Source organism: Flavobacterium praedii, from assembly GCF_026810365.1.
Lineage (GTDB): Bacteria > Bacteroidota > Bacteroidia > Flavobacteriales > Flavobacteriaceae > Flavobacterium > Flavobacterium praedii.
The window spans coordinates 680,341-701,284 of record NZ_CP113948.1 but is presented as its reverse complement, the minus strand read 5'-3'; the positions used below and the strand labels follow the sequence as shown (position 1 = coordinate 701,284).

Annotated in this window: 19 protein-coding genes; 3 read left to right on the top strand and 16 right to left on the bottom strand. The window is 32.1% G+C overall.

Annotation, left to right across the window (positions count from 1 at the left end; translation table 11 throughout):
* Positions 1 to 6: 6 nt before the first annotated feature.
* The 4 genes from OYT91_RS03000 to OYT91_RS02985 all read right to left on the bottom strand — a co-directional run bounded on the left by OYT91_RS03000 (position 7) and on the right by OYT91_RS02985 (position 2,671).
* Positions 7 to 324, bottom strand: coding sequence for a DNA-directed RNA polymerase subunit omega (locus tag OYT91_RS03000; protein ID WP_111408714.1), 318 nt, complete (start codon positions 322 to 324; stop codon positions 7 to 9).
* Between the two features lie 8 nt (positions 325 to 332).
* Positions 333 to 1,127 (bottom strand): outer membrane protein assembly factor BamD, encoded by a 795-nt coding sequence (locus OYT91_RS02995; protein ID WP_281239450.1) that lies wholly within the window; start codon positions 1,125 to 1,127, stop codon positions 333 to 335.
* A gap of 129 nt (positions 1,128 to 1,256) precedes the next feature.
* Positions 1,257 to 2,144 carry a 4-hydroxy-tetrahydrodipicolinate synthase gene (dapA, locus tag OYT91_RS02990; RefSeq protein ID WP_269223099.1) on the bottom strand — a complete coding sequence of 296 codons (888 nt, stop codon included), beginning with the start codon at positions 2,142 to 2,144 and terminating at the stop codon, positions 1,257 to 1,259.
* Between the two features lie 8 nt (positions 2,145 to 2,152).
* On the bottom strand, positions 2,153 to 2,671 hold the full coding sequence (locus tag OYT91_RS02985; RefSeq protein ID WP_281239449.1) for a DUF6913 domain-containing protein: 519 nt from the start codon (positions 2,669 to 2,671) through the stop codon (positions 2,153 to 2,155).
* 47 nt (positions 2,672 to 2,718) lie between these two features.
* On the opposite strand from OYT91_RS02985, the gene OYT91_RS02980 reads away from it, so the two are divergent.
* Together OYT91_RS02980 and OYT91_RS02975 are read left to right on the top strand one after the other, a co-directional pair.
* Positions 2,719 to 3,498 carry a 5'-nucleotidase C-terminal domain-containing protein gene (locus tag OYT91_RS02980; RefSeq protein WP_281239448.1) on the top strand — a complete coding sequence of 260 codons (780 nt, stop codon included), beginning with the start codon at positions 2,719 to 2,721 and terminating at the stop codon, positions 3,496 to 3,498.
* 82 nt (positions 3,499 to 3,580) lie between these two features.
* Positions 3,581 to 4,492: a bifunctional metallophosphatase/5'-nucleotidase gene (locus OYT91_RS02975; RefSeq protein WP_269223102.1), complete on the top strand. Its 912-nt coding sequence runs from the start codon at positions 3,581 to 3,583 to the stop codon at positions 4,490 to 4,492.
* A gap of 667 nt (positions 4,493 to 5,159) precedes the next feature.
* On the opposite strand, the gene ligA is transcribed toward OYT91_RS02975, so the two are convergent.
* The 5 genes from ligA to rpsF all read right to left on the bottom strand — a co-directional run bounded on the left by ligA (position 5,160) and on the right by rpsF (position 9,137).
* On the bottom strand, positions 5,160 to 7,163 hold the full coding sequence (ligA, locus tag OYT91_RS02970) for an NAD-dependent DNA ligase LigA (RefSeq protein WP_281239447.1): 2,004 nt from the start codon (positions 7,161 to 7,163) through the stop codon (positions 5,160 to 5,162).
* 72 nt (positions 7,164 to 7,235) lie between these two features.
* Entirely contained in the window at positions 7,236 to 7,709 is a 474-nt protein-coding gene (locus OYT91_RS02965; protein WP_281239446.1) for a DUF6495 family protein, read from the bottom strand.
* Between the two features lie 274 nt (positions 7,710 to 7,983).
* The gene (rplI, locus tag OYT91_RS02960; protein WP_269223105.1) at positions 7,984 to 8,427 is read right to left on the bottom strand and encodes a 50S ribosomal protein L9; all 444 of its coding nucleotides are present in this window, start codon (positions 8,425 to 8,427) and stop codon (positions 7,984 to 7,986) included.
* 66 nt (positions 8,428 to 8,493) lie between these two features.
* Complete coding sequence (gene rpsR, locus OYT91_RS02955) at positions 8,494 to 8,790, bottom strand: 30S ribosomal protein S18 (RefSeq protein WP_007138295.1); 297 nt, start codon at positions 8,788 to 8,790, stop codon at positions 8,494 to 8,496.
* 5 nt (positions 8,791 to 8,795) lie between these two features.
* A complete protein-coding gene (gene rpsF, locus OYT91_RS02950; RefSeq protein WP_116761249.1) occupies positions 8,796 to 9,137 on the bottom strand; it encodes a 30S ribosomal protein S6 in 342 nt (113 codons plus the stop codon).
* A 165-nt stretch (positions 9,138 to 9,302) separates the two neighbouring features.
* Here rpsF and OYT91_RS02945 point away from each other — a divergent pair, with 165 nt between their 5' ends.
* Positions 9,303 to 9,998, top strand: coding sequence for a LytR/AlgR family response regulator transcription factor (locus OYT91_RS02945; RefSeq protein WP_269223106.1), 696 nt, complete (start codon positions 9,303 to 9,305; stop codon positions 9,996 to 9,998).
* Between the two features lie 8 nt (positions 9,999 to 10,006).
* On the opposite strand, the gene priA is transcribed toward OYT91_RS02945, so the two are convergent.
* The 7 genes from priA to OYT91_RS02910 all read right to left on the bottom strand — a co-directional run bounded on the left by priA (position 10,007) and on the right by OYT91_RS02910 (position 20,836).
* Positions 10,007 to 12,457 carry a replication restart helicase PriA gene (gene priA / locus OYT91_RS02940; RefSeq protein ID WP_281239445.1) on the bottom strand — a complete coding sequence of 817 codons (2,451 nt, stop codon included), beginning with the start codon at positions 12,455 to 12,457 and terminating at the stop codon, positions 10,007 to 10,009.
* A gap of 81 nt (positions 12,458 to 12,538) precedes the next feature.
* Complete coding sequence (locus OYT91_RS02935) at positions 12,539 to 12,970, bottom strand: DUF2147 domain-containing protein (protein ID WP_281239444.1); 432 nt, start codon at positions 12,968 to 12,970, stop codon at positions 12,539 to 12,541.
* 121 nt (positions 12,971 to 13,091) lie between these two features.
* Positions 13,092 to 14,018 (bottom strand): YihY/virulence factor BrkB family protein, encoded by a 927-nt coding sequence (locus OYT91_RS02930; protein WP_281239443.1) that lies wholly within the window; start codon positions 14,016 to 14,018, stop codon positions 13,092 to 13,094.
* A 4-nt stretch (positions 14,019 to 14,022) separates the two neighbouring features.
* Complete coding sequence (gene nadC, locus OYT91_RS02925; RefSeq protein ID WP_281239442.1) at positions 14,023 to 14,880, bottom strand: carboxylating nicotinate-nucleotide diphosphorylase; 858 nt, start codon at positions 14,878 to 14,880, stop codon at positions 14,023 to 14,025.
* 221 nt (positions 14,881 to 15,101) lie between these two features.
* Positions 15,102 to 16,478 (bottom strand): M28 family peptidase, encoded by a 1,377-nt coding sequence (locus tag OYT91_RS02920; RefSeq protein WP_281239441.1) that lies wholly within the window; start codon positions 16,476 to 16,478, stop codon positions 15,102 to 15,104.
* 139 nt (positions 16,479 to 16,617) lie between these two features.
* A complete protein-coding gene (locus tag OYT91_RS02915) occupies positions 16,618 to 18,717 on the bottom strand; it encodes a glycoside hydrolase family 97 protein (RefSeq protein WP_281239440.1) in 2,100 nt (699 codons plus the stop codon).
* 214 nt (positions 18,718 to 18,931) lie between these two features.
* Positions 18,932 to 20,836 carry a discoidin domain-containing protein gene (locus OYT91_RS02910; RefSeq protein WP_281239439.1) on the bottom strand — a complete coding sequence of 635 codons (1,905 nt, stop codon included), beginning with the start codon at positions 20,834 to 20,836 and terminating at the stop codon, positions 18,932 to 18,934.
* Between the last annotated feature and the right edge of the window lie 108 nt (positions 20,837 to 20,944).

Here is a 20,944-nt window from a genome sequence, read left to right as displayed (position 1 = left end):
ATAAACTTATTTATTTGCTTCTCTGTGGTAGATTTTACCATCCAACCATTCTTGAACTGCCAAAGCATGAGGTTTTGGTAATTTTTCATAAAATTTAGAAACTTCAATTTGTTCTTTATTTTCAAAAACTTCTTCTAAACTATCATTATAAGTAGCAAATTCTTCCAATTTCTCAGTCAATTCCTTTTTAATTTCAGAATTAATTTGATTTGCTCTTTTAGCCATAATTGTTATCGCCTCATACACATTTCCAGTAGGAGCTTCAATAACTGTTTTATTATAAGTTATTGTGTTTACTGGAGCATTTGTCTTTTTTAAATCCATGACTTTATTTATTTATTATATTTTTGTAATTCAACATCAATTTGAGCCAACATTTCATCAGCTTTATTTTTGTACTCCGTATTTGGTTTAAATTTAACCAAATTATTGTAACTCGTTTTGGCAGTAATCAATCGTTCTTCCATTTTTGATGGCACACTATTAATAGCCAATAAATAAGCCGAATCTAATTTATAAAACAACGCTTTCTCCTTATATGGAGTACCCGGAAAATCAGCAATAAAATTATCCAATGCAATTATAGCCGATTTATAATTAGAAATTTTATTGTATTCCACTGCATTTTCATAAACCTTGCGTTCAATCTTATCGTTTAATTTTTTTGAAATTGCATTAGCCTCAACTATATAAGTAGAATTTGGATAACGATCTATAAATGCTTGCATCTTTTCAATAGCTTTAAAGGTATCCGTTTGATCTATGCTAAAAACTGGTGATAACTTCGAATAACTTTGAGATCCTAAAAAAGCACACTCTTCTGCTTTTTCACTTTTTGGGTATCCTGACACAAAACTATCAAATTGATATCCAGCCAAATAATATTGTTTGGTTTTGAAACATGATTGAGCATACATATAAAACAACTTTTCACCCTGCGGCTTACCTCTATATGCTGGAGCCAACTGTTCAAAGAGGCGAATTGCTTTAGTATAACTTTTAGCATCGTATAATTTTGTTGCCACCTCAAACTTTACAGCAACATCTTCAGTTTTTAAAGCAGTTTGATACTCGCTACAAGAACAAAAAAACGCAACAACAAACAATACTGATATTAATTTCTTCATTTTATTTTACTGATTTTATTTTTATTGCTTTGAATACACACAATAAAAGCCACCAAAGATAGGCGGCAAATTTAGTTATTAATTTAGCTATTACAAAATATTTCTTTATTTTAAAAAAAAATGCATTATTTATACATTTTTAACCATTTTCTTTACAAATGAATCCAGACGATTCGATAAAGATTCATCAACGTTTACTAATGGCAATCTAACAAAATTGTCTGTAATACCAAGAATACTTAACACTTCTTTAATACCTGCTGGATTACCTTGTTCAAAAATCATATCGATACAATCCGTTAATATATATTGTAATTTAAATGCATCATCAACTTTTCTATTCAATCCCAATCGAATCATTTCTGAAAACTCTTTAGGAAAACCTTGTCCAATTACCGAAATAACACCAGAACCTCCTGCCAAAACTACTGGTAAGGCAATCATATCGTCACCAGAAATAACCAAAAAATCTTTTGGTTTGTTTTTTATTAATTGCATTGCTTGTACCAAATCGCCTGCTGCTTCTTTGATCCCTACAATATTATCAAAATCATTTGCTAATCTAATAACTGTATTAGGAAGCATATTGCTTGCAGTTCTTCCTGGTACATTATATAAAATTACTGGAATAGGTGAAGCTTCAGAAATAGCTTTAAAATGTTGATAAATTCCCTCTTGCGTTGGTTTATTGTAATAAGGAGAAACAGATAAAATGGCAACAAAAGAAGACAAATCTCTAGTTTTTAATTCTGCTACCACATTTAATGTATTATTACCTCCAACACCAAGAACTAAAGGTAATCTACCTGCATTAACTTCAATTACTGTCGAAATTACAAGTTCTTTTTCTGCTGTTGATAACACTGCATTTTCTGCTGTAGTACCTAATACTACAAGATATTCAATTCCTCCATCTATTGAAAAATTTACAACTCTTCGTAAAGCTTCGATATCTATTGTAAAATCGTTTTTAAACGGTGTGATAAGTGCAACACCTGTTCCTATTAATGATTGCATAATATAAATTATATTTTATTTAATATTTTTAAGTACCTGAATAACTCTTGAATAAAACCATTGTAATTCATTAAATCAATATTTATCATCAAATGATTTAATCTCTTATCCACTACCGAAAAGCCTACCTTAAATTTTGCTTTAGTTCTATGGGTTAAAAGTAGTAGAAAAGGTTTTTCGTCAATATAATAATTAATTAATAAATCAAATTCTTCATTTAAAAAATCAAGTATTGGTTGTTTTGTAAATTCACTGTTAAAATTTAAATCTTTTAATCCAAAAGTAGGCACATCATACACTTCTTTACTCTTTACAATATCCCGATAAGCAATAATATTAATATTATTCTCGGCAATACCTTTGGAAATTATTACGTTTTTTAAAGCTGCAGTTTCAAAAAAAAGACTTTCATCAATAATTAATCCAACTTTAAATATTGGAGTATCTAAAGTCTCTACCTTAACATTACTGAGTTGTTTTTTTAAGGTTTTATTTAAGAAAAAGCGCTTTATATAATTTAAAAACATAGTACTTTTACAAGATTACAAATTTAATTATTTAAGTTACATTTAAGATGGTAAATCTAAAAAACAATAATGGCTTTTTAAAACTTTTTGTTATATTCTTAACACTAATTTTTATTATTTCTTGCAGTACTAAAACCTATACTGTTACGAAAATTGAAGGTAAACGAATCCCAATTACCGATAAGGAAAACAATTCTATTGAAATTGAAAATTTCATAAAACCATATAGAGAAAAAATCAATTCTGATTTAGATAAAATCTTAGCATTTAATCCTGTAATCCTAGAAAAAAGTAAAGGTGAATGGCAAACAAACATTGGAAATTTCATGTCGGATGTTTCTCTATCAAAAGGGAATTTTGTTTTTAATAAACGAGAAAACAAGAATATTGACATTTGCATACTCAATGATGGAGGAATACGTTCTATTCTCCCAAAAGGTAATATTACCGCACGAAATGCATTTGAGATAATGCCTTTTGAAAACAGTCTTGTAGTAATTGCTTTAAAAGGGGAACAAATCCATGAAATTGTTGCTTTTTTAATTAAAGATAAAAGCCCACATCCTTTGTCAGGCCTAACCTTTACTATCGACAATAACAATCAAGCCAAAAACATATTAATACAAGGTAAACCCATTGATAATTCGGCTATCTATTATGTTGCCACTAATGATTACCTCGCAAATGGCGGTGGCGGTATGGATTTCTTCAAAAAAGGGATTAAAAAATATGATTTAGATTACAAACTTAGAAATATACTAATAGATCATTTTACAGATGTAGACACCATTAAAGTCAAAAACGATATTCGAATATTTAAAGAATAATCTCCATTCTATCTATTCAAGCCAAATAAAATTAAACTATATTTCCCATTTTAATCCAATTCACTTTTACAGAAAAAACAAAATGAAAAGAAGAGATTTTATAGAAAAAACAGCCGCAAGTACAGCTTTGTTGAGTTTAGGATTATCATTAAGCAGTTTTAAAACAGATACTATAGAACATTTAACAATATTGCATACTAATGATGTTCATAGCTATATTGATCCTTTTCCTGCCGATCATCCCAGAAATCCAAACATGGGTGGTGTGTCGAGACGAGCATCACTAATTGAAAAAATACGATTAGAAAATCCAAACGTCTTACTATTAGATGCAGGTGATATTTTCCAAGGAACTCCATATTTTAATTATTACGGAGGGGAATTAGAATTCAAATTAATGAGCATGATGAAATATGATGCGTCAACGATTGGAAATCATGATTTTGACAATGGCTTAGAAGGAATTGTAGCGCAAATGCCCCATGCAACATTTGAATTTATTTCATCCAACTATGATTTTAAAAATACGGTCATGGATGGCTTTGTAAAACCCTTCAAAATATTCAATAAAAACGGCATAAAAGTAGGTGTTTTTGGTCTTGGAATAGAATTAACTGGCTTAGTCGATAAAAACAACTACAAAGAAACCATTTACAACAATCCTGTGGAACTTGCTGAAGAAATGGTTCACATACTAAAACAAGAAAAGAAATGTGATTTAATCATTTGTTTATCACATCTAGGATATAATTATAAAACCGAACCCAATAAAATCTGCGATTTAAAACTTGCAGCACTAACGAAAGATATTGATTTGATTATCGGAGGACATACTCATACGTTTTTAGACAAACCTACTGTCGTGAAAAATTTAGAAGAAAAAGAAGTTTTAGTAAACCAAGTGGGATGTTATGGAATAAATTTAGGTAGAATTGACTTTTATTTTGATTCAAATAAACAAAAGTCATCACAAGGAAAATCAATTATCGTCTAAGTATTCTGAAGTTTTATCTTTTTCTAAAAAATAATTTACCATAAAAAAGTATGACAAAAACTGTGTAATTATGCTTGTTATACTAAAAACATAATTGTAAAAATAAAATTTATATACCACAAAAAAGACATCCGTAACAATAAAACAAACACACATTAACATTGCGTTATAAAAAGCATACGTATCATTTTTATTATAATTTATAATTGAAATAATACTCAAAAAACTTAAAATTATTCCAAAAACTACATACAACCAAAAATCAAGTTCTAAGTTTTCTAGTTTTAAATTTAAAACTGAGTAACAAATACTTCCGATTGCCAAAATCAATATGAAAATTGAGATTGTGTCTTTAAAATAAAATTTTAAATATTTAAAATCCTTGAGAGCCAAATACAACAGAAGAACATAAACTATCATGACACATAAAAAAGAACCCAATGGAGACTCTTTTATATTCAATGTGTTAAAAACGTCCCGCACAAAAAACAACAAAAAAATAAATGCTTTCAAGAAAGTAATCTTATAATTATTAGATACAAAATAATATATAAACAAAGACGGGATTATAATAGATTTAGTTAATAAAACCATTATTTCAAAATCCAATAATTTGAAAATGATAGCTGATGCAGAAGTTATAAAAAATAATATTAATGATGGTGTACTAGCTTTCATTTAACATTTTTATAAATTGCTCTTCTGAAATAATAGAAATATTTAGTTTAGTTGCTTTTTCCAATTTAGCAGGTCCCATATTATCACCAGCAACAACAAAATCGGTTTTAGCAGATATTGAACTCCCTACTTTTCCACCATTATCTTCGATAGCCTTTTTTAATTCATCTCTTGAAAAGCCAGAAAAAACACCAGAAACTACAAATGTTTTACCAAGGAATTTCTCTGTTGCATTTGGATTAATTTTTTCGATGATTTCAAATTGAACACCATAAATTTTTAATCTTTCGATGATCGCTATATTCTCCTTATTCTCAAAAAAATCAATCACACTTTGAGCAATTCTTTCACCAATTTCGTCAACCAAAATTAAATCCATAAGAGTTGCTTGCTGTAATGCATCAATATTTTTATAATGCTTTGCTAACTTTTTGGCAACTGTCTCCCCAACAAATCGAATTCCCAAGGCAAACAAAACGCTTTCAAAAGGTATCTTCTTAGAATTTGCGACTCCTTTTACTAAATTCTCAGCAGATTTTTGCGCCATTCTCTCCAATGGTAAAATTTGCTCAATAGTCAATTCATATAAATCGGCATAGTTATGCACCAAGCCATTATTGAATAGCAAAGCCACAGTCTCGCCTCCAAGTCCCTCAATATCCATTGCTTTTCTTGAAATAAAATGCTGAATTCGTCCTATTATTTGTGGAGGGCACCCATAAAAATTTGGACAATAATGATTCGCTTCTCCTTCTCCTCGAATTAACTCAGTATTGCATTCAGGACAATGGGATATATATTTTGTAGGCTCTGAATTTTCAGGACGTTTACTTAAATCTACGGCAATAATTTTAGGAATAATCTCTCCTCCCTTTTCTACAAAAACGGTATCATTAATTCGAATATCTAACTTTTCAATTTGATCAGCATTGTGCAAAGAAGCTCGTTTTACAATCGTTCCAGCTAATTGCACAGGTTCCAAATTGGCAACAGGGGTAATAGCTCCAGTTCGTCCTACTTGATAGGATATCGAATTTAGTTTTGTAGCTACTTGCTCCGATTTAAACTTATAAGCTATTGCCCAACGCGGTGATTTGGCTGTAAAACCTAACTCTTCTTGGTGTCGAAAATCATTTACTTTTATAACCACGCCATCTGTTTCATACGGCAATTCGTGGCGATGAACATCCCAATAATTTATAAATTCAAAAACTTCATCGAGATTCTTTGCCAATTTTGCTTCATTCGGAGCTTTGAATCCCCATTTTCTAGCAACTTCAAGTCCTTCAAATTGAGAAGAAAAAGGCAAGTTGGGACCAATTAAAAAATAAAGTAAACAATCTAAAGGACGTTTAGCTACTTCGGCACTGTCTTGCAGTTTCAAACTTCCGGATGCGGTATTTCTGGGATTAGAATAGGGCGTTTCGCCAATTTCAATCAAATCTTGATTCATTTTTTCGAAACCAACAAAAGGCAAAATAATTTCACCTCGAATAGCAAATTGCTCTGGATAATTCCCTTTCAATTGCAATGGTATAGACTTGATCGTTTTTATATTATTGGTCACATCATCACCTTGAAAACCATCTCCACGAGTTACTGCCCGTTTAAGTATACCATTTTCATAAGTAATGCTAATTGATGCACCATCATATTTTAATTCGCAGGTGTATTCTAAAGCGACATTTCCTAAAACTTTCTGAATTCTATTTTCCCAATCGATCAAATCTTCTTTAGAATAGGAATTGTCTAGTGAATACATACGGTATTCATGCGGAATAGTTTCAAAGTTTTTAGTGACTGTCCCTCCTACTCTTTGCGTTGGAGAATTAGCGTCAAAAAATTCAGGATGCTTATTTTCTAAGTCTTGAAGCTCCTTCAATTTCATATCAAACTCATAATCAGACAATGTCGGTTTATCCAAAACATAATAATTATGATTGTGAAGATTGAGTTCTTCCCTAAGCGTTTGTATGGTCTGCTGTATATTCATAAAACAAAATTGGCTATTCTAGTCGATTAAATAATCTACTAAAATAACCAATTTAAAGTTTAAAAATCAAATTTACGACTCGATAATCGTATTAATTTGATTGTATAATTGCCCGTCACTCAAAAAAGAACCCTGTTGGATCAATTGAAAGATAGAAAGATTACGTTCTTCAGTAAACTCTTTTTTCCCAACTTTCATTTCTATTGTTTCCGTAAACATATTGTCACTAAGCCATTCTAAACCTTCTTTGGTCAAAAAATCAATTTCAGGAACTAATGATTTTAGAACAATCGATTTTATATCTGTGTCGAAACATTGAAATAGAAAAATATGATTTTTAGAGAAAAATTCTAAATACGTGGCTTTTGTGAGCACACCTTCCCAAATCAAATCCGAAAAAACATCCAATTCTTGTTCGGCAACTTCAGGTTTATTCGCTTTAATTTGGTCCCATTCTGCCTTGTCAATAGCTTGAGAAGCCAAAAAATTAGTAAACTCTTGGGTTAATTCTTCAAATTGTTCTTTTGTAAGTCTTGCGTATTTCATTTTTAGAAATTAGATTTTGAAGTTAGATTTTAGAAGTTAGACACCTTTTTTAGATAATAACAAAAAGGCAGAATATCTCCCTTTAGCCCCGATTGAAGTGGAAATCCTTATAAGCCAGTCCCGAAAGTTATCGGGACTGGCTTATAAGATTGCAACGAAAAGCGGGACGATATTTCCAAAAATACCTGGTTTTTCTGCTCCGAATCAATTAATAACTTCGTTTAAACAAAAAAAATCCCGACTTTCATCGGGATTTTAATAATAAATTAAAAAATTATGCTTTTTCAGCGATAATTTCATATGGTAATTCAACGATTACATCTCTATGTAATCTTACAGAAGCAGTATATTTACCAGTACGTTTAACGATACCAGAAGTGATAAATTTTCTATCAATTACTTGACCACCTTTAGCCAAAGCTTCAGCGATATCAATGTTTGTAATTGAACCAAATAATTTTTCACCACCTGCTTTTGCAGAAATTTTAATTTCGATAGCTTTTAAAGCTTCAGCCAATGCTTTAGCATCTGCTACAACTTTAGCTTCTTTGTGTGCTCTTTGTTTAAGGTTTTCAGCCAATACTTTCTTTGCAGAAGAAGTAGCTAAGTGAGCAAATCCTTGTGGAATTAAAAAGTTACGACCGTATCCGTTTTTCACATTTACTACGTCATCTTTAAATCCTAAATTCTGAACATCTTTTCTTAAAATAAGTTCCATGTTGTTGTCCTTTGTTTGAGAAGTTAGGTTTCATATTTCAGAAAACCAACAACTGTTAATTTTTAATTATTTTAATAAATCGGCCACGTATGGCATTAAAGCTAAGTGACGTGCTCTTTTTACAGCTACAGATACTTTTCTTTGGTATTTTAATGAAGTTCCTGTTAAACGACGAGGAAGAATTTTTCCTTGTTCGTTAACGAATTTCAATAAGAAATCAGCATCTTTATAATCGATATATTTGATACCTGATTTTTTGAAACGACAATACTTTTTAGTTTTGTTTGTTTCTATGTTCAAAGGCGTAAGGTATCTGATATCCCCGTCTTTTTTTCCTGAAGCAGATTGTTGTAATGTTGCCATGATAATTAAGCTTTTGTAGATTTAAGTTTTGCTCTTCTTCTTTCAGCCCAAGAAATAGCATGTTTGTCAAGACTTACAGTTAAGAAACGCATAACTCTTTCGTCACGTCTAAATTCAGTTTCAAAAGCGATAAGAACCTCTCCAGCAACTTTGAATTCGAACAAGTGGTAAAATCCACTTTTTTTGTTTTGAATTTCGTAAGCCATTTTTTTCAGACCCCAATCTTCTTTCGATACCATTTCTGCTCCTCTACTAGTAAGAAAATCTTCAAATTTGCTTACTGTTTCCTTTACCTGAACTTCAGATAAAACGGGATTTAAAATGAAAACAGTTTCATAATGATTCATAAAAAATTTATTTATTTGTTAAATTGGGTGCAAAAGTAAACTTTTTTCTTGAACATACAAGTACAATTAAACAATAATCGACGAATGACAAAAAAATATTTGAATTCATTAGATTAATAAAAAAAAAAAACTATTTTTACTATACCAAATCAAAAATTTGATATTATGAAACTAAACTGTGTTGTTGTAGATGATAGTTCAATACAAAGAATGATTATTGCAAAATTGGTTAACAATCACACCAATTTAAACTTGATTGGTGATTTTTCTAATGCAATTGAAGCGAAAAGCTGTATGACTGTCCACACGGTAGACTTGATATTTCTTGATATTGAGATGCCTGTAATTAATGGTTTTGACTTTCTTGATGGTCTAAAAACTAAGCCCCAGATTATCTTCATTACCTCAAAAGCAGAATATGCTATGAAAGCTTTTGATTATGATGCTACCGATTATTTACAAAAGCCTATTTCAATAGAGCGTTTTAATGCTTCTGTACGTAGGGCAATTGATAATTTTCTATTGAAAAAAGAAAATAAAGAAGATGAAGGTGAGCATATCTTCATTAAAAGTAATTTAAAAAAATTAAAGGTATTTACTTCTAAAATCAAATGGATAGAAGCTTTTGGTGATTACGTAAAAGTTGTTACTGAAGATGACAGTAATCTTGTCCTCTCGACAATGAAATCTTTTGAGAATGATTTATCAAAAGACAAATTCATTAGAGTACATAAGTCATTCATTGTAAATATTGATAAAATTGACCGTTTTAACAGTAAATTTGCAGAAATTGGAGTAACAAAAATTCCTTTAAGTCGTAATAAAAAAGAAGATCTAGTAAAAGCACTTGCCTATTCTTAAAACACTACTTAATAAAAATCAACATTTACAGTAATTTTAATAGCTCGATATTGCGCTACAGCCTCAAAACTATTCAGTATTTTCTGAATAGTTTTTTTTGTATTTATAATTGAATTATTTTGAGGAATCTTTATAACAATTGTCCTAATATACTCATTTCGAATTCTACTGATTGCTGGTTCTTCAGGACCTAATACCGGCATTGCCAAATTTTGACTCAAAACTTGATACAACCACATAGAGCCTTGTTTGAGTTTCTCGAAATCCCTTTGTTTTAATGTCAATTTAATTATCCTATAATAAGGAGGATATTTATAAATTTGCCGATCATACAATTGTTCTTTGTACATTCCAATATAATCTGTATTGGTAACTTGCTGAACCGTATTATGATTGGGATTATAGGTTTGTATGACTACTTTTCCTTTTTTATCAGATCGCCCAGAACGTCCTGCAACTTGTGTCATCATTTGAAAACTTCGCTCGAATGCCCTAAAATCTGGATGATACAACATTGTATCGGCATTCATAATACCCACTAAATTGACATTGTCAAAATCCAATCCCTTGGCTAGCATTTGAGTTCCAACCAATATATCAAATTCTCGATTTTTGAAACTATCAATAATTTTTTCGAACCCAAATTTACCTCTGGTTGTATCCTGATCCATACGTCCCGTTTTAGCACTTGGAAAAATATTTAGTAATTCCTGTTCTATTTGCTCCGTCCCAAGACCTTTGGTAATCAAATCAACACTATGACATGAATGACAATGAGTGGGATTAGCAATAGAATACCCACAATAATGGCAACGCAATTGATTCTTATGTTTATGATAGGTCAAACTTACATCACATGAATGACAATGTGGTACATGCCCACATGTTATGCACTCAACTATTGGCGAGTACCCTCTCCTATTTTGAAACAAAATAACTTGTTCACCCAATGACAAGGCCAACGTAATCTCTTCGATTAGAACATCACTAAAATGTCCGTTCATTTTTTTTCGAAAATACTTATCTTTTAGATCGACCAATTGAATATCAGGCAAACTTACATTTCCAAAACGTTCTGAAATTTCAACAAAACCGAATTTACTTGATACTGCATTATAATACGATTCAATGCTTGGTGTTGCCGATCCCAAAAGCACTTTGGCTTGGTACATATTTGCTAAAACAATGGCAGCATCTCGAGCATGATAGCGAGGTGCTGGATCTGATTGTTTAAAGGTTTGCTCATGTTCTTCATCAATAATCACAAATCCTAAATCAGAGAAAGGCAAAAACAAAGCCGATCTGGCCCCAATTACAATTTGAGCCTTCTCTGCGTTTGACAAAACTTGATTCCAGACTTCCACCCGTTCATTATTGCTGTACTTTGAATGAAAAACGGCTACTTTATTTCCAAAATGGATCCTTAATCTAGAAACTAATTGAGTTGTCAAAGCAATTTCAGGCAGCAAATACAAAACTTGCTTTCCCGTAATTAAGTAATCTTCAATAAGTTTTATGTATATTTCGGTTTTACCACTCGAAGTAATACCATGTAATAAACAAACTGGTTTTTGATCAAAACTTTCTTTTATAGATTCAAAAGCCTTTTGCTGCGCTTTACTCAATTGTAGTTCACCTTCTCTCCCATTTCCTGAAAAGTTGATGCGATCTTCTTGTAAATAATATTCTTCAAAGATTTCTTTTTCGACTAAAGCTTTAACGATTGCTAAAGAAGACTGCGCAGTTTCTACTAATTTTTTAACAGAAATTGGTTTTTTTTCAGCGGCACTTAATTGAAAATAATTCAGGACTAATTCCTTTCTCTTATTTGCATTTTTGAGTATCTCCAGTAATAATTTCAAACCATCGTTCGAATCATATTTTGAATGTAACCGTAAGTATTTAACTAATTTAGGTTTGTAGTTTTCTTGAACTTCTTCTTGCAGTACTATTATATTTTTATCCAACAATTTTTGAATGATGGGAAAAATATTTTTTTTATTAAGTATAGATATAATGTCTTGCACCTTTAATGAACTTTGATGTTGCAAAGCTTCATACACTAAATACTCATCATCTGACAGCGAGCTCTCATCAACAAAAGTGTCGCTCTTTTTTGTAATTAAGGTTTCACTTTCCAACAATAATGCACTTGGCATTGCGCTACGATATACATCACCAATGGCACACATATAATAATCGGCAATCCATTTCCAGTGGTTAATTTGAACTTCGGTGACAATTGGTTGGTTGTCCAAAATTTGATGAATTTCCTTGGCTTCATATAATGTAGGCTCATTATTATGAATTTCTATTACCAAAGCAGTGTATATTTTGCTTTTACCAAAAGGCACAGTCACCCTCATTCCTTTTTTCATAAAAAGAAATTCAGCTTCCGAAACTCTGTATGTAAAAGTTTTGGCAAGAGAAAGCGGTAAAATAACTTCTACAAAATGCATTGAATAATTTTAGATTTTTAGTCCGAAGCTTTAAGAAAAAAGGGGGGTTTTGATTTATATCTTAAAAACTTTAAACCAAAACTATTTAACTCGGTACCAATATTGTGTTCTTCCAAACAAAGAAACTCCAACAAAACCTCTCACTTTAAGTTTATCTTTACCATCAAGTGTTATAAAACATTTATATTCTTCTCCTTTTGAAGGATCTAAAATTTTACCGTCATTGTATTCATTACCGTCTTTTACAAGACCTTTGATTATAACCAAGCCCAAAATCGGAGCATTTTTATCTTCACCAGTACATTTTGTACAAAGCGATTTTCTTTTTTCAGGATTTAGGATTTCTATAATTTTCCCATAGACTTTACCTGATTTTTCATATACTTCTACAATTGATTTAGCTTGTCCTGTTGCATCATCAATGGTTTTCCATTTTCCTAAAACAGATTGGCTTTGGGCATTGAAAATCATAACAAAAAACACAACTAAACTAAATACGATACTTTTTTTCATTTTTTCTTAAATTAATGTCTCACTGTTTATATTATTCCAAATTATGATAAAAATATATATTTGGATTATTTTTGACAAGAATACAAAATTTCATCTAAACAATCCAATTTATTATTAAACTTTACAATAATAGTTTGTTTTTTCTCAATTTGTGAATTGTGGCATTCAATTCGAAACCTAACAATAAGATCATACAGTTTATCCATATATAAAACATCATAATTAACAATGTACCAATTGAGCCATATAATTCATTGTATTTTGAGAATCGAATTACCCAAATTCCAAAAAAATAAGAAGATACAATTATAAGTATCGTAGTAAAAACAGACCCAATACTTATAAAAGGAGGTTTATGGGCTTGTTTTGTTCCGTATCGTAATAAGATAGATGATGTAATTAATATCATCAAAATTATAAAAAGATATCTCCCCAAAATTATCAACGGAATTCGATCACTTAACACATCTTGAATAATTGTTTTTTGAATAAAAACCTCAAAAATAACAATAATAGAAACAGTCAAAAGTAAAAGAATCGACAAAATCAACGAAATGCCCAATGCTACAAAATATTGATTTAAAAAACCTCTTTTTTCTATTACATGGCGGGAAGATTCAAAACCTCCCAAAATCCCATTTATTCCATTGGCCATTAAGAAAATAGACAATAAAAAACCCGAAGACATTAATCCTGAGTGACTATTATTAAGGATGTCATTTATAATATTAGCAATTGCATCATAGGTATTTGGTGGCACTCCCTCTTTTACAAATTGCAGAAAATCATTTTGAAATCCTTCAATCGGTATAAATGGAATTAGATTTAAAATAAACAAAGCAAAAGGAAACAAGGCCATAAAGAAACTAAAAGCTACTGCACTTGCATGATACGAAAATGCTCCATCGATGATGCCCTCGAAATACAATTCTAATAAATCATAGAACGAGAAACCTCCCAAACCTGGCACTTTAACCTTTTTTAAGACATGCATCAGATTCCTTATGATTGGAATTTTTTCGAGTTTAGCCTCAATTTTAAATGTCATAACTCTAAATTGCTTTTAGACTTAAATCCATATTATAAATAGAATGCGTTAATGCTCCTGATGAAATAAAATCAACACCGCATTCTGCATAATTACGCATAGTTTCTTCGGTAATATTACCTGAAGATTCCGTTTGACATTTGTCACCTATCAAAGCAACTGCTGTACGAGTGTCTTCGTAATTAAAATTATCAATTAATATTCTATACACTCCATTGCTTTTTAAAATTTCTTCGATCTCAGCTAGATTTCTGGCTTCAACGATGATTTTTAAATCTAAATTATTTTCTTTAAGATAGGTTTGGGTTTTGGCTATTGCCAATGTAATACCACCTGCAAAATCGATATGATTATCCTTTAACATAATCATGTCATACAAAGCAAAACGGTGATTTTCTCCTCCTCCAATTTTTACCGCCCATTTTTCGGCTACACGAAATCCGGGTGTTGTTTTTCGGGTATCCAAAATTTTTGTTTTTGTTCCTTCAAGTAATTGTACAAAACTATTGGTTTTAGTAGCAATAGCACTCATACGTTGCATGGTGTTTAATACTACTCTTTCTGACTTTAAAATAGATTGGGAACTGCCCGAAACATGAAAAACAATATCCCCTTTTTTGACTGGAGTACCATCTTCTATAAAAGTTTCGATTTTCATATTAGGATCTACATACTCAAAAATCATTTTAGCAAGAGCTACGCCGGCAATGATACCGTCTTCTTTTACCAATAATTTTGCTTTTCCCATTGCATTTGAAGGAATACAAGCCAAAGAGCTATAATCACCAGGTCCTACATCCTCTCTTATTGCGTTACTAATTAGGCTATTTAATTCGTTTTGAAATTGTATTTGGCTAATCATTTTTTTATCTTTTAATATGACGCTAAAGTAGGATTTATTTTGTGTATTAAAAAGTATGAGCGTTTTAAAAAATGAGAATTTCACATTTATTTATGACAATACATAGTTTCAATTATTATTTGTTCCAAGGAATCTTCATGAAACTATTTTTCAAAAGAAAACCTGTAAGATTTTGAAATGCTTACAGGTTTATTAAATAGGGTTAAATGGTTTAAAACCAATTATTCGATGCCGTTTTGATCTATCATATAGACCAAAGCTGCCATCGTTCCAGCTCCGAGTTCTAGCTCTCTTTTATTGATTGCATCAAAGGTATCATTTGCAGCATGGTGGTAATCAAAATAACGTTGTGAATCTGGTTTTAAACCAGCTTTAACAATTTTTCCTGCCGTTAATGCTTCAATATCAGATCCTGTATGGCCTTTTACAAAACTATGAATTAAATAAGGTTCAAATAAACCTTTCCAATTTGTGATTTTACTAAAATTGGCATCGTCACAATCTAATGAAAACCCCCTTGGAGTAAATCCACCTTCGTCACTTTCTAAAGCAAAAATGTGGCTTTCTTTATTGGCCAAAGATAATTCTTCATATTTTTTTCCACCTCTCGTTCCATTTTCTTCATTCATAAACAGCACAATACGAAGAGTGTTTTTGGGTTTATAATTTAAGTTTTTAAAGATATTCATTACTTCCAAACTTTGTACTACCCCTGCTCCATCGTCATGAGACCCATCGGCCAAATCCCAAGAATCAAGATGACCGCCCACGACCATAATATTTTCAGGATGCTCCGTTCCTTTGATTTCTCCAACAACATTATAAGAAAGCGCGTCTTCCAATTGCTGACAAGATTGTTTGAAAAAGAATTTTAAATTGGGATTACTTTTTAGAGTTTTGCTTAATAATTCGGCAGCATTGGTACTAATAGCAGCAGTTGGAATGTATTTTTCTTTGGGAATGTTACCATAACTTTGACCTCCTGCATGCGGATAATCGTCTAATCTCAAATTCATTGAACGCACTATAGTTCCAATTGCTCCATATTTTGAAGCTTCGGCAGCTCCTCCATAACGTTGATCTACCGCTCCAGAATACGCAGTAAATGATTCAATAGCCCCATTATCCATTGGTCTGTTATAAAAAACAATTTTACCTTTTATTTTATCAACCCCCAAAGTTTTTAATTCTTCCAAACTATGAACTTCGATTACTTCAGCAGTTATGCCCTTTTTGGGAGTTGCAATTGAACCACCCAAAGCACAGATTGGAACTTTAATTTTAGTTTTATCATCTTGAATGTAAGCTGTTTCTTTTTCGCCACGAACCCAATGAGGCACCATTACTTCTTGCAAATACACTTTGTCAAAACCTAAAGTTTCCATTTGCTTTTTGGTGTATTGAACCGCTTTAGCAGCACCTTCTGACCCAGACAATCTAGACCCAATATCATTAGAAAGATGATCCAACCAAGAATAACACTGAGAATTTGTCAATGCAGCATTGTATATTTTCTTAAATAGTTGTTCATCTTTGGTTTGTGCAAAAAACACAACCGAATTTAAAAGCAAAAGTGCAGAAAGTAGATTTTTTTTCATTTTGTCGAAATATGAAATTATTTGGGATTTAATGGTAGCGCAATTTCGACAATCTAAAACAATATCAAAATGAAATTCAAAAAAAATCCTGAATACTTATATAAGCATTCAGGATTTCAGTAAACACAATTAAAGAAAACTATTTAATTGGTTCAAAACTAATGGCTGTTCCTCCACCAGGAGCCATAACCAAGTTTAATTTTGACTTGTTTGTAACTTCAACGATTCTTATTTTATAAGCCATTGGGTTGTTTTTCCAATCGGCATCTTTGGCATCTTCATAAATAATAGCTTTATACTTTTGTCCTTTGTTTAGAAAATCTAAAGTTATTTCCGTTTTTCTGGCATTCTCATCGGTAATTGCACCTAAGAACCATGTTTGCTTTCCTTTGGTTTTTCTAGCAATTGTCAAATAATCACCAGGTTCAGCTTCCAAAATTTTTGTATCATCCCAATCCAAAGCTACATCTTTAATGAATTGAAAGGCATCCATACGTTTTTCATAACTTTCTGGTAAATCGGCCGCCATTTGCAAAGGAGAATACATCGTTACATACAAAGCCAATTGCTTTGCCAAAGTAGTATGCACTTGTTCTGTTTTATTTTTGTCATAGTAACTCATTTTGATTTCAAAAATACCGGGAGTATAATCCATAGGTCCTCCTAGCTGTCTTGTAAAAGGCAAAATAGTTTCGTGACTTGGTGGATTTCCATTACTCCAAGCGTTAAATTCATTACCACGGGCAGCCTCGGCAGCAATATAGTTTGGATACGTGCGACTGTAACCAGTAGGACGAGACGATTCATGCGAATTGATCATTAATTTGTAATCGGCAGCGCGTCTTGCCACGAAGTTGAAGTGATTCACCATCGTTTGACCGTCATGAAACTCACCACGAGGAATAATTTTACCCACATAACCAGATTTCACTGCTGGATAATCGTATTTTTTCATCAAATCAAAAGCACGATCCAAATGACGCTCATAATTCGCCACAGAACCCGAAGTTTCATGGTGCATAATCATTTTTACATTTTTTTCTTTGGCATAAGCCGTAACTTCTGCCAAATTGAAATCGGGATAAGGAGTTGTAAAATCAAATACTTCTTCTTTCCAATTCCCTACCCAGTCTTCCCAACCTACATTCCAACCTTCAACTAATACGCCATCAAATCCGTTTTTGGCAGCAAAATCAATATATCTTTTGGTATTTGCAGTTGTTGCCCCGTGTTTTCCTGATGGTAATAACTCTTTAGAAGATATATTCTGAGCATTTTGTGAACCTGCATAATCCCAAGTGGATAATCCTACGTGCATTTCCCACCAAATCCCCACATATTTCATTGGTTTTATATACGAAACATCGTCTAGTTTACAAGGTTCATTTAAATTTAAAATCATTGATGAACCCACAATATCACGGGCATCATTGCTTATCATAATGGTTCTCCAAGGTGAAACGCAGGGTGCTTGTAAATAGGCCTTATCTCCTATTGCATTGGGAACCAATTGAGATGATAATTTAAAATTTACACCATCCACATTTAGATGCATAACTGGATAATTAACCACTGCTGCTTCAAAAATATTTACATACAATCCTGATGCCGATTTCATCATTAAAGGAGCTTGAACCGTATATTTACCAGGAATCGATTTTACCCCAATTCCATTATTCAAATTCAATTTTGTATTGTCTATACTTGAAAGTTTTGTTTCATTATAAACGTACTCATTACTATCAAAATCACCAGGTATCCAAAATGCTTTGTAATCCTCGGTTAAATTAAATTGGGAAACCTCATCCGAAATAATGAAATAATTGAGTTTTTCTTGTTTTGGAAATTCATATCTAAAAGCGACACCTTCATTGTAAACTTTGAAAATTATATTCATTTTTACATTGGTCACTTTTTGGTTAAGAGCAATTGTAAGTTCGTTGTACTGATTTTCAATAATTGCTTTTTGACCTAAAACTGGTTTCCAAGATTCATTGAATGTAGCCGATTTTGAAGTTATAATTTCAAAATTTGAATCAAGAGCGGTTCTCTCCTTGAGTTTTATTCCTAAAGTACTTTCAAGAACTACTGGCTTGCCATTGAAGTTTACTGTATATGATGGCTGCCCATTATTTACTAATTTAAAATTGACCTCAAGGGCACTCGATGGAGATTTTACACTTTGTGCCTGAATCACACTTAAAGTAAAAACGAGAATAATTGAAAAAATATGTTTCATTTTGATTATGTGTTAATATATAAAGTAAAAATAAGCATTAAAATCATAAAATTGCAATCTCAATCAAACTACAACCTTGTAGTTGAGCCGAAAACGATTTCGATTTTTATAACTACCAGTGATTAATACCAACCGATAAAATTGACCGAAGATTAAAAAGATAATTAGTCTTTTTTAAAGACTGTTATTTTCAATATTATTACGAAATTCAAATTCAATTAGAAACGGCAACAGTGGTTTTAGGTCCAATTCCATTTTCATTAAAAGCTTCAATAGCAAAACAATAGCTGGTCCCTTTATCTAATCCTCTGAAATCATAAAAATTCGCATCATAAACCATGATGCTGTTGTATAATTTATCTGGAGCAATTCCGTAATAAATGTTATACCCAACGGCATCAGGCTGTGCGTCCCAGTGAATCATAGCAGAACGGGAGTCGTCATTATCTCTATCCACTTTAAATCCAGTAACCGATTTTGGTTTCTCGGATAATCCGTTTCCAAAAACACGGAAATCAGAAACAGCAAATAATCCTGAGGCATTGTGAATATTTACCATTTTTACGTAGCGGGCTTCAATGGATTTGGTTAATTCCAAATAATCGTGCGGTGTGTCTTTATCACTTTTGGATTTATCAACCACCAAAGTCCAATTTTGATTATCATCTGACATGAAAATTTGGTATTGGTAATAAATATCCATTGCCTTATTGTACTGTGTCGCTTTATGATCAGCATAATTAATTTGCAAAGCATTAATTCTCATTTTTCTGCCCAAATCAATTTGCAACCATTCGCCTGGATTATCCGTTTTTGCCGACCAATACGATTGAATATCCTCGTCGGTCAAGTTCTGGGCATTGTAACAGATTTTTTCAAAAACTTTTTTCCCGCCAGTATCTACTCGGTGCGTTTGTACATCCATACACTCTTCCGTTGAAGATACTGTTGCATTTTTTTTATACGAAAGCAACATCCATCCCGAAAAAGCACCCTTGGTTTGATCGCGGTTTTTGGTTGCGAGTAAAGTTGGAAAATCCCCATAAGCAGTAATGGAATACATAATATCGTCTTTGTCGAATCCAGCAGGAAACATATCGATGCGGCGTTCAAAACGGTCTTTTACAGAAATCTTGCACGTTCCGGTATTCCAGTAATTACCATAATTGTCGGCAAAAGTATTACCGTGCCCCGCTCCTATTACAAAACCTCCTGGTTTATATGACATTGGATTGTGTTTTTGATACGTAAACGGCCCCAAAGGACTATTCCCTACATGAACGCCATTGGCATAGCCTTTAAATTCGGTGGCTGGAGCACCATATTGCATGTAATATTTACCATTGTGCTTGGTCATCCAAGCCCCTTCGATAAAATTACCCCAAGGTGCCGGTTCCATATCATTATTGGGGCCGAAACGCTCCCAACCGTGCTCTGTCGGGTTTAAGCCTACAACTGCTTTTATTTCGCCATAAGGACGCTGAATATCTTCAACTTCGGTTGCTGAGTATAATTTTTGATAATCTTCTTGATTTCCTTTTGGTAACCACGTTTTATAATCTACCTCAACACCACAAAGCGGCAATTTTCCGCTTGAACCATAATACATATATACTTTTTTGTCATCATCCTGAAAAATGGCTGGATCCCAAGTAGGCAACATTGCAGTATTGACATGCCGAGTCCAACGACCGGATTTTGGGTTGGCCGATTTCCAGACTGGGTGGTCTTTTTTCCAAGTTGACCCCACATAAAACAAAGTGTCATTTACCACCCAAGCCGCAGGAGCACATTGATCATCATCGCTGGGATTGCGTTGAAAACTCCCGTAAACAAATTTCCAGTCCGACATATCTTTACTCCAAAAGAATCCTGCTTGATTGGTAGCAAACAGGTAATAATCGCCTTTATAAGTAATAATTAATGGGTCGGCACTCGAACGACGAGAATCTGGAATTCCATTGTGGTTTTCAGTAGTGTAATTATAACCAATATTGATGGGGTTACAATAAGTAGACGCTGATTTATTAGGATCAAACCATTTCGTTTTAGACTGTGCCATACTGATTTGGTGGCACAAGAATAGTAACAAGGCTGGTATTAAATATAGTCTTCGCATTTCTTGTTTTTTTAACCATATAAGAAATATAAGTTCATTTAAGCAGGGAAATAAAAAGTAAAATCTTATATTTTCTTAAATTTCTTATATGGTAAATCATTAATTCTG